Here is a 13,126-nt window from a genome sequence, read left to right on the forward strand (position 1 = left end):
CCCTATTCTATTGTTTGTTATAATTTCACAACAACTTTAAAAATATCTGTCTCCATAAAAGTTTCATATGCTTTTAACACTTCATTTTTATTAAAAGTTTTTGATACTAAATACTTTGGAATAATTTCCTTATTTTCAATTTTTAATACAAGTTCTTTTAAAGTATAACAATTTAAAATTCCGGTATGAATAGTAATATTTTGATTTCATAATTGTTGTAAGTTAAAAACAACTGGTTTTTTAAAAACACCAATTGTAATAATTGTACCATTAAAATTAATCATTTGTTGTGCCTGCTCAAAAGTACCCCGGTCATTACATACACATTCAATTACTAAATCATATTTAATATCAAAAGTATTTAAAGTACTATCATAAATTTTATGCGCCCCCCCCATTTTTTAAAATAATTTAATTTTTGACTATGATGACCATAAATATCAATTTTTTTATTATATTTATTTAATAACAATAAAATGACTAAACCAATTTTCCCATCACCAATAATAGCAATATTATTAATTTGTTTTAAATCAATTTTTTTAATAACATTTTCATATCCTGTTGGTAACACATCGCTTAACATTAAAGCATCAGTTAAATTCATTGTTTTTGGAATTTTAATAACACTATTTTTCCCATAAGGAACACGAACATATTCAGCATGCGTTCCATTAATTTTAGTTCCCAAAATAAAACCACCATTAGTACAATTAGCAAATGCTTTTTGTTTCACATCATTGACAAATATTACAATGAATATTACAGTGATTAACACATCCAATTGCAACGCGATCACCAATTTTAAGTTTTGTAATATCAGTTTCAATTGCTGTCAATACACCAACTCCTTAATACCCCATAATTGTGTTAGGAACAACACTATTATCATGCCCCGAATATGGACGATAATACGCATGTGAAAAATTAAATTCCTCAATTTTAACAATAATATCTGTTGTTTTTTTAATAATTGGCTCGTTAGTTTCAGTTCATTCAATTTTCTTTTTTCCTTGAAAAATTAATGCTTGCATTTTATTCCACTTCACTTTCTACTTATGATTATACCGAAATAATCATGATGTTAAACAAAAAAGAATAAAACTAAATAACTTTAACCTAATTATTTTGATCTTATTCTTCAACTTGCAAGGTACCTCGTTCAATTTTTCCTGCAACATTAGGATCAATTAAATCCGTAAATAAACGTTGACGAGGTGTTCTTAAATTAAAATATTGACGTGAATTTTTTCGAATTAGTTCTTGATTATCATCAGTTAAATTCATAAAAACCCATGCATCAGTACAAACTGGTAAATTATTAAACATAATAACTTCTGCAGCATATGTTTCTGCTAATTGCACACTATCTTTAATATCTTCATCAAATGGAACAATAAAACTCTCTTCTAAATCGTTAATTCTTTCAATTGATGGATCATTCGCAATTCCAATGCCAATTCTAACCTCACGGACAGCTTGATATTTTTCATATAATGTATAATTAATAATTTTAATAGTTGTATTAATATAATTAGCAATTTCAATTAAATAATTTAAATCCCCATCATCTTCGTATAATGCCAAATAAATATTTTCATGGCGATGAATTCCAATAATATTTTCAGCCATTTTTAAAGAATTTAAAATAGTTTCTTCTAAACTATTTATAATTCATTGATAAGTATTTTTATCATATGCTTTTTTAATTTCTTTTTCATTAATAAAACGAAAAACAACTGATGAAACAGATTGACTTTTATCTTCTTTTAAATAAAAAGGTGGTAATTGTAAATTTGATAATGCCACACGATTGCGATATTCATCAAGTCTGTTTTTACTATAAACATATTCTTTTAATATTTCAATCGTTTGTTGCGGTTCTCACTTCATATTGGTTACCTCTTATTATAAATTAATTAAGTTAATTATATCATAAAAAGCCCTAAATTAAAGTCAATTATTAGGTTATAGTTTAAAAAACATAACCTTTAAAATCTTTAAAATAAATTTAGAAGGAATAACATAATACCAACCATTATTTTAAAGTTAACTTTAGTAAGAACATAATTTAATTAGATATATGATAATTATATTTATTTTTCAATGTATAATAAAAATTAGAAATAGATGTTGTCACATCATTGCTTAATTTTTTATTTTTAATTTTTCCTTCTCATTCTTTAATCATATTGTTATTAACTTCTTTTAAAAAGTGCTTTTACAAAAAGAATAAATTGGTCTGAATTATTATTTTTTTCAACAAGGTTTAAGGCAAGACTTCAATCAATTCTATTTAATATTCATTTTCATATTTTTTCACTACGGTCAACAGATAACCGGATTATCAACGCCATTTTAATAAATAATACTTGATACTATTTTGAAGCTTTTTTCAAAAATTTAAACATTTTTTTAACTTGTATTTAATATTTAAAATTTTGAAAAAATAAAAGTGTTCTTTAAAATTTTCTGGTTTTTTGCTTTCTACTTTTTCTTGTTCAAGTTCAGCAAAATTTTTTTTACTATTATTAAATATTTCATGTTTTAAACTAAAAATATTATTTAATAGTTTTTTAACAAAATTATTTGGCAATTGTTTAGAGAATGTTCTTTTTTTTTCTATCTTCTTTTGATTATTAATTTTCTTATTCTTTAATAATGTCCAGTAATCAAATACTATATCATAAAATTAATTTTTAATAAATCCATTAATAAATTTTGCTTGTAATTTTTCTTTATCTTTATAAGTAATAATTTTTCTCCTAAACATTATTATTTTTATATGACTTTTTTATTTTAAAAGCATCTTTTAACTAATATCAGGTTCATTGGAGTTTGTTATTTCAACTTCCATTCTTTCATATGATTGATCTTTATTACTTTGGTTAAATAATTTTATAAAACCATTAATTGCATTGTCAATTGTGGAAAATATTTTGTTTATTAGAATTTCCATTATTCTTGAATGATTTTCTATTAACTTTTTATGTATTTCATCAATTTTTACTTCATTTAGTTGATTATTTTTATTAGCAATAAAATTAAATATTGAAGAAATAATTATACTTATGAATGATAACGAAGCAACAATAACGGTAACTATTTTTTCCATATTCATTTTTACTTCATCTCTTATTTATACTTTTATTATAACTTATAACAGTTTTACACTCATATATTAACTAAAAAATAATATATTTCCTTATTATTAATAATATTTATGCATTTTTTAATCGAAGTGCAACAGATAAAAATATTTTACATCAAACAACACCTGTTCGTTCTCCGCAGTCAAATGGTAAAATTGAAAGATTTCATCAAAATTATAGTAAATTATTTGTATTTGAAGAAAAAATATTGGATGCAGTTGGTTTACAAAATAAAATAAATGATTACTATTATTTTTATAATTTTGAAAGAATGCATAAATCTTTGAATTTTCAGACACCATTTCAATTTTTAACTAATTTAACTAAATAATTTTAAATTTATAAAGTTTTATTTAAAATATTTTTCAGTGTGTCAATTTTATAATTTTTATTTATATATGTATTATTTTTAATAATGTTTTTATATTTTAAATTATATATTTTATTATTTTTTCTTGTTTTGTTGCAATCTCCAAAATGTATGTGGTATACTACAAAATATTTAAAAATGTATATTAAATTATCAAATATGTCATTAAAATAATAAAATATGTATTTATTAATTAAAATTAATAAATTATTTTTTAGTTTGTTTAAATATTGATAAAATAAAAGAAAAATTAAAATATTTTTAATTTTTTTAAATTTATAGTTGATTTTTATAATTTTTATTATATTATTTAATTAATAAAGATTTGTTGCACTTCATTTTACATAATTCATTATATAATTATTTCTTCTTTTGTTTTAATTTTATATATAAAATTCCTCCCTTTTCTTTAAAATCATAACTGTCTTAAAAATTGTTTTTTAAAAATAATGAAAATTTATTATTTTGTGCCCCATAATTTTTGGGATTAAAATCTGGAATTTTTCGAAGTAAATTTTCAATAATTATAGAAAACTGAGTAAACCCATCATTATTTTTATCATTTTATTTAATTATTGAATTTACTACCTCAATTAATTCTTTTTTACTTTATACTTTTTAAAAATTAATATTTCCGACGTAAACGCTCATTATCGCGTTGCTTAATTGTTTCTCGTTTATCATAATTCTTTTTCCCACGAACTAAAGCAATTTCTAATTTAGCATAATTATTTTTAAGATATAACTTTAATGGTACTAATGTGAAACGTTCTAATTTAATTCTTTGCAAAATTTTTTTAATTTCTTTTTTATGCAAAAGTAATTTTCTAGTACGATCAGCATCTAATGCATACAATGTTGAAAATTTATATTTAGCAATTATCATATTGATAACAAAGGCCTCATTTTTTCGAATAATAACAAAGGCCTCATTAATTGATACATCATTATTACGAATTGACTTAATCTCACTGCCTGTCAAAACAATACCAGCTTCATAGGTTTCAATAATTTCATAATTATACCGTGCTTTTTTATTAATTGTAATTGTCAACATTAATATCAACTCCTTAATCAACTAGTTCAAAATCAATTTGCCGTAATTTTTTACTTGCTTTCTTTACTTTAATTCGTACTTTTTTTCCTAAAAAATATTCTTTTCGTTTCCGTTCTCCAATTAATTTTAAATTCTTTTCATCAAAAACGTAATAGTCATTTTTTAAATCAGTAATATGAATCAATCCTTCAATTGTATTTGATAATTCAACGAAAATTCCAAACGAAGTAACTCCAGCAATAATTCCATTATATTCATAGCCAATTTTATCTTCCATATATTCAACTTCTTTCATTTTGTCAACTTCTCGTTCACATTCCATTGCCCGTAATTCTGTAAGGGATGACTGTTGACTAGCATGACTAACAAAAGTTCGCTTTTGTTCTAAATTAGTAATTTTAACTTTTCCTTGAAATAAATATTCTTTTAATAAACGATGAACAACTAAATCGGGATAACGCCGAATTGGTGAAGTAAAGTGCGTATAACATCGAGATGCCAGTCCAAAATGGCCATCATTAATAGCACTATATTTAGCTTTTTCCATACTTCGTAATACTAAAGCTGAAATAACTTTAAAATTTTCTTTATCCTTTAACTTATTTAAAATTTGCTGTAAATCTTTAGAATGAATATTTTCTAACTTTCCTTTAATATTTAAACCTAAATAAGATAATTGCGTATACAAATCAAACAATTTTTTTGGTTTTGGCTTATCATGCACACGATAAACAAATGGCAAATCCATTCAATAAATTGTTTCGGCTACCGTTTCATTAGCGCGAATCATAAAACTCTCAATCAATTTTTCTGCATCAGCACGCTCTCGCACAACAATATCTTTAATCTTACCATTTTTATCAACAATAAACTTTTGTTCATCTAAATCAAAATCAACAACCCCATCATGTTCTTTTTTTAAAACTAAAATTTGATATAACTGCTGCGATAAAAACAACATTTTAGCAATTTCACCTGAGATTTGATTTTTTTCTTGGCAGAATAACTTATTAACTTCATCATAAGTTAATCGCACTTTTGAGATAGTAATAGCTTCATAAATACTAGAATTAACAACATGTCCCTGCTTATTAATTTCCATTTCACAAATTAATGTTAATCGTGGTTCAAAAGGATTTAACGAACAAATCCCATTACTTAATTTTTCTGGTAACATTGGAACAACCCGGTCAATTAAATAAACTGAACACCCTCGGTCAAAAGCTTCTTTATCAAGATAACTATTCTGTGGAACATAATGTGCAACATCAGCAATCGCAACCAATAATAAATAATTACCATTTTGATTTTTTTTAACTAAAATAGCATCATCAAAATCTTTTGAATCATTCCCATCAATTGTAACAAACATTTCTGCTTGTAAATCACGGCGTGATTTATCTGCTAACATTCTTGCAACATCAACATCTTGTTTAATTTGTTTGGCTTCATTTAATGTTTCTTCATTAAATTTAGTACGAATATTAAATTCATGTAAAATAGCCAAGACATCAACACCGACTTGATTAGTATTACCAATAATCTCAATGATTTTAACTTGCATTAAATTGTTTTTACTATTAATATTTGTAATGATTCCCTTTACAATTGTATTTTCAATTGCATCAGCTAAATTAATAATTTCAGCACTATATTGCATTAATTTATTATTTAAAATTTCTAAATATTTTTGTTTATGACGATTCTTTTTAATAACTCCAACTACATATTCATTATTTCGCTTCAAAACTTTAATTACTTGTGCTTCTGCTTTTTTATAATTATTAATATTTTTTTGCTTTTTTAAAATAAACAAAACTTGATCTTGGTCTAAGGCATTATTTAAATCATCTTGTTTAACATAGTATTCTTTTTGGTTTTCACTAATTTTAATAAAACCAAAACCTTTTTTATTAATGCTAATAACTCCTCGTAAATAAATTTTTGGATCAAAATAATAAAACCGATTTTGTTGTGTGACCCCAATAATATTATCATTTTCTAATTCAACCAAAACTTTTAACATCATTTTATTATCATTAATTTTATTAATATCTAATAACTGTTTTAATTCAATCGTATCAATTGGTTTTGTTTGTTTTTTTAAAATAGCTACAATTCGATCGTGCATATACTTCCCCCCTAAATGAAAAAAGAGACATTTTTAAATCTCTTTGCAATTAATGATATTTTTAAAGATTTAATTATTACAATAGAACTTTTGTTAATAAATTTATCAATAATGTAATAACTAATAATGTTGAACCAAAAGCTAATATAAAAATAGATAATGTTCGATCTAACCCACGTTCTTTACTATTAGCAAATAATTCATCATTACCACCATTTAAAGCACTTAATCCTGTTTGTGCTTTTTTGTTTTGTAATAAACCAATAATAATCATAATAATTGATACAATTAAAGCAATTATTTCAAAAACATAAATAATTGTATTGGCTACTTGTGGTTCAATTGCTAAAAACATCATACTTGATAGGTTCATTAAAACATCCCTCTCTAAATTAAATTATGTTCCTATTAATAATACTATAAAATTAACAAAATTATTGTATTTTAAATTAATTTTAATTATTTTTTTCAAGGTTATTTAAATAATGATAAATTATTCCGGTATTATTGCTGCTAGCTAAATTGTATGCTAAATTTAAAATCTTAGTTGGACTATGTTCCATTGCAATTGCATAAGGTAAAATTTTAAACACAGAACAGCCATTATAATTATCACCAAAATATAAAACATTCTCTAATTTAATTTCACATCCTTGCCTTTGATTTAAAATATCAATTAAATGTAAAATTGCTTGCCATTAATTTGAATTACCATGTACAATATCACATCCATATTCAGACAGTGGTTCAACATTAATATTTAAAACTTGTTTTAAAGCTGTATACATTTCTTGAAACATTATTTTGGATGAATGCTTTGCAACAATTTTATTGGCTATTCTAATATCATCAAAACAAAATGGTTTTAATTGCTTCATTCCATCTAAAAATGCACCTGGTTTTGATTTAATTTTTAATAATTTTTCACCCACACAATATAAATTATCATCATCTTGATATGAAATTATAAAATCACATTGATATTTTATTAAAATATCAATTACAATAACTAAATCCAAAACTGGCATTAAATAAATTGACTTATTGTTTTTAGTATCTTACACTAAAGCACCATTATCACCAATAACATATTGATAATAATTATTAATTTTTAATTCTCTTGTATAATTATCAAAACCAAGGGGCATTCATCCTGATGCAATTGATACAGAAATCCCTTTTGCTTGCAATGCAAGTAATTTATTTTGAACAAGAGTTGATAATTCTTGCTTATCAGTAATCAATGTGCCATCAACATCAGTAACAATTAATTCAATTTGGTTACCATTAATTTTTAACATTACAACCTAATCTTCTATTTTAATATTGTCTTATAAAGATAATCAGCAATTCCTGCCGCATTATTATCTTTTGCAGTTACTGCAAAAGCAACTTCTTTTAATTGCGGTGTAGCATTGGCTAATGCAATTCCATATTTTGAATTTTTAATCATCTCATAGTCATTCATTTGATCACCAAAACACATAATTTGATCTGAATCAATATGGTGATTTTCTTTATGTTTGAGTACTTCAATTAATTTTAAAATTCCCTGTCATTTATTAACATTTTTAGGAATAATCTCAATAAACCCATATCCCGTAACTTCTGTCCTTAATGTTTTACTAACCGCAATTTGTTGTCGTAACCAATTTTGTTTTTGTTCATTATGACAAGAAATTACAATTTTACGCATTTGTGGAATTTCATTTCAATCTAAAACAATTGTTTTAATGTAAGTATTACGAAATAAAAAAAGATCATCTTTAATAATGCTTGATTGTGAAACATAAGCTTCTTGTTCATTAAGTGGCGCTAAATAAAAATCATGACCAAATTCTCGAACAATATTCATTGCTCATAATGTATCTTGATATGAAATTATTTCATCATAGACATATTCTTTTGTTTTTAAATTTAAAACAGCCCCACCATTAGCACCAATAACATACGGGCAATGGTCAAGAATTCCTAATGTTGTTGCATAATCAGATAAACTACTAGGAACCCGTCCTGAAGCAATCGTTACTAAAATACCCATTGCTTGAGCCTTTTTTAAAGCCTCAATATTTATAGTTGGAATCTTTTTATCTTTATCAGTTACTAATGTTCCATCAATATCACACAATATCATTTTTACTATCATTACATTGCCTACCTTCTTTTAATATTACTTAGTTTATAATATAAGTAGTCTCAGACATTATCATTCTATCATATTTTATTTTTTATTTATAATTAAGAAAATTAAAACAAAAAATCTCAAAAAAGAGATTTCTATTTTGGAATCTAACTAATAGGTTCAACTTCATCAGCAAGAATTTTAACAAACTCTTGTTCAACTTGCAAAATTCCACCAGCAATACTTAATTTATATTCTTTATTATTAACTTTGTATGTCATTTCAGATGGAACAATTGTTGAAACAAGAGGAATATGGCCATACAAAATACCCATATATCCCGTAATTGTTTTCACTGTTATAATATCAACTAAGCGATTAACAATGACACCCTGTGGTGTAATAATTTTTAAACTAATTTGATTCGCCATTTTAATTATGTTTTAAAGCTTCGGCGGCTTTAACAACCTCATCAATTGTTCCAACATATAAGAATGCTTGTTCTGGTACATCATCATATTTTCCTGCTAAGATTTCTCTAAAAGCACGAATTGTTTCTACTACAGGAACATATTTCCCTGTTTTTCCAGAAAACTTTTCAGCTACAAAAAATGGTTGTGATAAAAAGTTACGAATTTTTCGTGCTCTTGTAACAGCTAATTTATCTTCATCTGATAATTCATCCATCCCTAAAATTGCGATAATTGATTGTAATTCTTTAAACTTTTGGAGGATTTCTTGTACTCCTCGTGCTACTTTATAATGTTCTTCACCAACCACTAATGGGTCTAATAATCGAGACGAACTTCCTAATGAATCAACTGCTGGATAAATTCCTAATGCTGCAATTTCACGGTCTAAGACAACCTTAGCGTCTAAATGAGAAAATGTTGTTGCTGGAGCTGGATCAGTTAAATCATCCGCTGGCACATATACTGCTTGGACAGAAGTAATACTTCCTTTTTTTGTTGAAGTAATTCGTTCTTGTAATGCTCCCATTTCGGTTGCTAATGTCGGTTGATAACCAACTGCTGATGGCATCCGTCCTAATAAGGCTGATACTTCAGAACCAGCTTGGGTAAAACGGAAAATATTATCAATAAATAATAAAACATCTTGGTTTTTATCATCACGGAAATATTCAGCAATTGTTAATCCAGTTAAAGCAACTCGCATACGAGCTCCTGGTGTTTCATTCATTTGCCCGAAAACCAAAGCTGTTTTATCAATAACACCAGCTTCAATCATTTCATAATATAAATCATTACCTTCTCGTGTTCGTTCACCAACACCAGCAAAGACAGAAATTCCTCCATGTGCTTTTGCCACATTATTAATTAACTCTTGTACTAGTACTGTTTTTCCTACTCCAGCACCACCAAACAAACCAATTTTACCCCCCTTTGCAAAGGGAACTAATAAATCAACAACTTTAATGCCTGTTTCTAAAATTGCAGCTGTTGTTTGTTGTTCTTCATATGATGGTGCTTCACGGTGAATTGGACGCATTATCTTTGTCTTTGGCTGTGGTTTTTCATCAATTGCTTCTCCAAGAACATTAAACATACGCCCTAAAACCTCTTCACCAACCGGAACTGTAATTGGCGCTTTTGTATCAATCACATCCATTCCACGAACCATTCCTTCTGTTGGTCCTAAGGCAATTGCCCGTACGGTGTCATCACCAATATGTTGAACAACTTCTAAAACTAACTTTGTACCATTATTATTAACCGTAATAGCATTATATAATTCAGGCAAATATTCTTCCGTAAACCGTACATCAACAACAGGTCCTAACACCTGTACTACTTTTCCATTTTTCTCCATTTTTTAACCACCTCTTAATTTTCTTGCGCGCCAGCGCCAGCAATAATTTCTGTAATTTCCTGTGTAATTGCTGCTTGACGCTTACGGTTATATAATAACGATAATTTTTCTAACATTTCATTTGCATTATCTGTTGCATTTTCCATTGCTACTAGCCGTGATGCTTGTTCTGAAACCTGTGATTCAACGATTGATGAAAATAAAATGGTATTTAAATACATTGGCACTGCATTTTCTAAAATCGTTGCTGGATCTGGTTCAAATTCGGTAATAACATTAATGTGTTTTGATTCTTCATGTTGTGTTACCTTAATAATTGGTAACAATTGTAAAATTGTTGGTTCAAAAGTTACATTATTAATAAATTTTGTATAAGCAATTTTAATTTCATCATAAGTATTTCCATTAAAACCAGATAAAATTTCTTGTGCAAACTCACGTGCATCATCATAAGAAAAATTAATATCAATATCTTTTCTTGTTTGCATAATTTCATAACCTTTATGAGCATAAAATGTTTCTGCTTTAGAACCGATTGCAATAATACAATCACTTTTTCGTAATTGTTGTAACACCAACTTATTAATATTAATATTATAACCACCACATAAACCTAAATTTGAATTAACAATGATTCAACAACTACGTTTACTATCTTTTATGCCATCTTTTTTTTGATAAATTGAATCATCTGCTTTACTAATGATATCATTAAAAACAGTATAAACTTCAGCAAAATATGGTTTTGAATTAGAAATTCGTTTACCAACTTTTTTTAATTTTGCTATTGCTGCCAATTTCATTGCTTGTGTTATTTTAGATGTTGAAGTAATTGAAGTAATTTGTTTTTTTAAATCTGTTCCAACTGCCATTTTGTACTTTTAACCTTTATTGTCCTAATTTTCTCCACTCTTCAATTTCTCCAAACATTTCTGGTTTATAATTAGCAATTTTATTGGTAATTTTTTTAACAACATTAATAATTTCATTATCAATATTAGTCATTAAGGTATCGCTATAGGCTTTGGCCTTTGCTAATTCAGTATAGTATTTTTTTGCTTTTGTATTAAAATGTTCAATTATTTCTTCTTTAAATTCTTGAATTTTATCAACTGGAATTCAACGAATTCTTTTTTTCTTAACTGCTAATAAAATGATTGCTTGATCAATTTGTGAAAGCGGTGAATATTGTTTTTGTTTTAAAATTTCAATTACTCGTTTTCCATTTTCTAATACTTCTTTTGTCGCATCATCCAAATCAGAATCAAATTGAGCAAATGCTTGTAGTTCACGATATTGTGCTAATTCTAATTTTAATGAACCAGCAACTTGTTTCATTGCTTTAATTTGTGCTGTTGATCCTACTCGTGACACCGATAATCCCACATCAACCGCAGGACGATTTCCAGCATTAAACTGATCATTATTTAAGAAAATTTGCCCATCAGTAATTGAAATAACATTAGTTGGAATATATGCTGAAATATCTCCCGCTTGTGTTTCAATAATTGGCAAAGCAGTAATACTTCCGCCTCCATATTCTTTTGTTACTCGCGCGGCGCGTTCTAATAACCGACTATGTAAATAAAAAACATCACCAGGATATGCTTCACGACCAGGTGGACGGTGTAATAATAGTGCCATTGTTCGATAAGCAACAGCATGTTTTGAAAGATCATCATAAATAATAATGACATTTTCACCAGATTCCATCCATTCTTCACAAATAGTAACACCAGTATATGGTGCTAAGTATTGTAATGGCGCTAATTCATTTGCTGTGGCTGAAACAACTGTTGTATATTCTAATGCACCAGCAGTTCGTAATTTTTCAACAATTTGTGCAACAGTTGATGCTTTTTGCCCAATTGCAACATAAATACATTTTACATTTTTCCCTTTTTGATTTAAGATGGTATCAATTCCGATTGCTGTTTTTCCTGTCTGGCGATCACCGATAATTAATTCTCGTTGTCCTTTCCCAATGGGAATCATCGCATCAATTGTCATAATTCCTGTTTCCATTGGTTCATCAACTGATTTTCTAGTCATAACACCAGGTGCAATTCGTTCCACAGGACGTGTTTTTGTTGCTTTTAATGGTCCTTTCCCATCAATTGGTTGTCCTAATGCATTAACAACACGGCCTAACAACGTATCACCAACTGGCGTTTCAATAATTTTTCCTGATCGACGAACTTGATCACCTTCACGGATTGTTGTATTGTAACCCATTAAAACGGCACCAACAGCGCCTTCTTCTAAGTTTAATACCATTCCATAAATTTCATTCGGAAAAATTAGCAATTCACTCATCATTGCATTGTCAAGACCATCAATTAAAGCAATTCCATCACCAACTGTCACAACAGTTCCTTCTTCATGAATTTCAATTTTTTTACAATATTCTTTAATCTGTTTTTTAATTATTTCGGAAATCTCATTTACATTTAAAGCCACTTTT

Annotated in this window: 19 protein-coding genes; 1 reads left to right on the forward strand and 18 read right to left on the reverse strand. The window is 26.8% G+C overall.

Going from position 1 to position 13,126, the window contains the following annotated elements:
- Positions 1 to 17: 17 nt before the first annotated feature.
- The 7 genes from SKUN_RS11000 to SKUN_RS07230 form a co-directional block, all read right to left on the reverse strand.
- The gene (locus tag SKUN_RS11000) at positions 18 to 398 is read right to left on the reverse strand and encodes a zinc-binding dehydrogenase (protein ID WP_235511024.1); all 381 of its coding nucleotides are present in this window, start codon (positions 396 to 398) and stop codon (positions 18 to 20) included.
- Complete coding sequence (locus SKUN_RS11005; protein ID WP_235511025.1) at positions 362 to 736, reverse strand: MDR/zinc-dependent alcohol dehydrogenase-like family protein; 375 nt, start codon at positions 734 to 736, stop codon at positions 362 to 364. Before SKUN_RS11005 ends, SKUN_RS11000 begins: the two co-directional genes overlap by 37 nt.
- On the reverse strand, positions 714 to 839 hold the full coding sequence (locus SKUN_RS11490) for a hypothetical protein (protein WP_268794836.1): 126 nt from the start codon (positions 837 to 839) through the stop codon (positions 714 to 716). The genes SKUN_RS11005 and SKUN_RS11490 overlap by 23 nt, the downstream gene beginning before the upstream one ends.
- Positions 840 to 851: 12 nt before the next feature.
- Positions 852 to 1,034, reverse strand: a complete 183-nt coding sequence (locus SKUN_RS11010) for a hypothetical protein (RefSeq protein ID WP_235511026.1) — start codon at positions 1,032 to 1,034, stop codon at positions 852 to 854.
- Positions 1,035 to 1,134: 100 nt separating this feature from the next.
- Positions 1,135 to 1,893, reverse strand: coding sequence for a hypothetical protein (locus tag SKUN_RS07220; RefSeq protein WP_053391454.1), 759 nt, complete (start codon positions 1,891 to 1,893; stop codon positions 1,135 to 1,137).
- Positions 1,894 to 2,198: 305 nt separating this feature from the next.
- Positions 2,199 to 2,357: a hypothetical protein gene (locus SKUN_RS09570; RefSeq protein ID WP_158500830.1), complete on the reverse strand. Its 159-nt coding sequence runs from the start codon at positions 2,355 to 2,357 to the stop codon at positions 2,199 to 2,201.
- Between the two features lie 455 nt (positions 2,358 to 2,812).
- Positions 2,813 to 3,115, reverse strand: coding sequence for a hypothetical protein (locus tag SKUN_RS07230; RefSeq protein WP_144416785.1), 303 nt, complete (start codon positions 3,113 to 3,115; stop codon positions 2,813 to 2,815).
- Positions 3,116 to 3,261: 146 nt separating this feature from the next.
- Here SKUN_RS07230 and SKUN_RS08605 point away from each other — a divergent pair, with 146 nt between their 5' ends.
- Positions 3,262 to 3,483 (forward strand): integrase core domain-containing protein, encoded by a 222-nt coding sequence (locus SKUN_RS08605; RefSeq protein WP_268794897.1) that lies wholly within the window; start codon positions 3,262 to 3,264, stop codon positions 3,481 to 3,483.
- A 664-nt stretch (positions 3,484 to 4,147) separates the two neighbouring features.
- On the opposite strand, the gene smpB is transcribed toward SKUN_RS08605, so the two are convergent.
- The 11 genes from smpB to atpA all read right to left on the reverse strand — a co-directional run bounded on the left by smpB (position 4,148) and on the right by atpA (position 13,122).
- The gene (smpB, locus tag SKUN_RS07235) at positions 4,148 to 4,579 is read right to left on the reverse strand and encodes an SsrA-binding protein SmpB (protein WP_053391457.1); all 432 of its coding nucleotides are present in this window, start codon (positions 4,577 to 4,579) and stop codon (positions 4,148 to 4,150) included.
- 13 nt (positions 4,580 to 4,592) lie between these two features.
- On the reverse strand, positions 4,593 to 6,710 hold the full coding sequence (gene rnr / locus SKUN_RS07240) for a ribonuclease R (protein ID WP_053391458.1): 2,118 nt from the start codon (positions 6,708 to 6,710) through the stop codon (positions 4,593 to 4,595).
- A gap of 76 nt (positions 6,711 to 6,786) precedes the next feature.
- Positions 6,787 to 7,083: a preprotein translocase subunit SecG gene (secG, locus tag SKUN_RS07245; RefSeq protein WP_053391459.1), complete on the reverse strand. Its 297-nt coding sequence runs from the start codon at positions 7,081 to 7,083 to the stop codon at positions 6,787 to 6,789.
- A gap of 82 nt (positions 7,084 to 7,165) precedes the next feature.
- On the reverse strand, positions 7,166 to 7,399 hold the full coding sequence (locus SKUN_RS11015) for an HAD hydrolase family protein (RefSeq protein WP_327196292.1): 234 nt from the start codon (positions 7,397 to 7,399) through the stop codon (positions 7,166 to 7,168).
- A 9-nt stretch (positions 7,400 to 7,408) separates the two neighbouring features.
- Positions 7,409 to 7,729 (reverse strand): hypothetical protein, encoded by a 321-nt coding sequence (locus SKUN_RS11020; protein WP_235511039.1) that lies wholly within the window; start codon positions 7,727 to 7,729, stop codon positions 7,409 to 7,411.
- A 39-nt stretch (positions 7,730 to 7,768) separates the two neighbouring features.
- Positions 7,769 to 8,011 carry an HAD family hydrolase gene (locus SKUN_RS11025; protein WP_235511041.1) on the reverse strand — a complete coding sequence of 81 codons (243 nt, stop codon included), beginning with the start codon at positions 8,009 to 8,011 and terminating at the stop codon, positions 7,769 to 7,771.
- Between the two features lie 14 nt (positions 8,012 to 8,025).
- The gene (locus SKUN_RS07255) at positions 8,026 to 8,856 is read right to left on the reverse strand and encodes a Cof-type HAD-IIB family hydrolase (RefSeq protein ID WP_083436132.1); all 831 of its coding nucleotides are present in this window, start codon (positions 8,854 to 8,856) and stop codon (positions 8,026 to 8,028) included.
- A gap of 143 nt (positions 8,857 to 8,999) precedes the next feature.
- Positions 9,000 to 9,263, reverse strand: coding sequence for a FoF1 ATP synthase subunit delta/epsilon (locus SKUN_RS07260; RefSeq protein ID WP_004028348.1), 264 nt, complete (start codon positions 9,261 to 9,263; stop codon positions 9,000 to 9,002).
- 1 nt (position 9,264) lies between these two features.
- Positions 9,265 to 10,662 carry a F0F1 ATP synthase subunit beta gene (gene atpD / locus SKUN_RS07265; RefSeq protein ID WP_053391460.1) on the reverse strand — a complete coding sequence of 466 codons (1,398 nt, stop codon included), beginning with the start codon at positions 10,660 to 10,662 and terminating at the stop codon, positions 9,265 to 9,267.
- Between the two features lie 14 nt (positions 10,663 to 10,676).
- Complete coding sequence (atpG, locus tag SKUN_RS07270) at positions 10,677 to 11,534, reverse strand: ATP synthase F1 subunit gamma (RefSeq protein WP_053391461.1); 858 nt, start codon at positions 11,532 to 11,534, stop codon at positions 10,677 to 10,679.
- A gap of 16 nt (positions 11,535 to 11,550) precedes the next feature.
- Positions 11,551 to 13,122, reverse strand: a complete 1,572-nt coding sequence (gene atpA / locus SKUN_RS07275; protein WP_053391462.1) for a F0F1 ATP synthase subunit alpha — start codon at positions 13,120 to 13,122, stop codon at positions 11,551 to 11,553.
- Positions 13,123 to 13,126: the final 4 nt, after the last annotated feature.

This window comes from Spiroplasma kunkelii CR2-3x, assembly GCF_001274875.1.
GTDB lineage: Bacteria > Bacillota_I > Bacilli_A > Mycoplasmatales > Mycoplasmataceae > Spiroplasma > Spiroplasma kunkelii.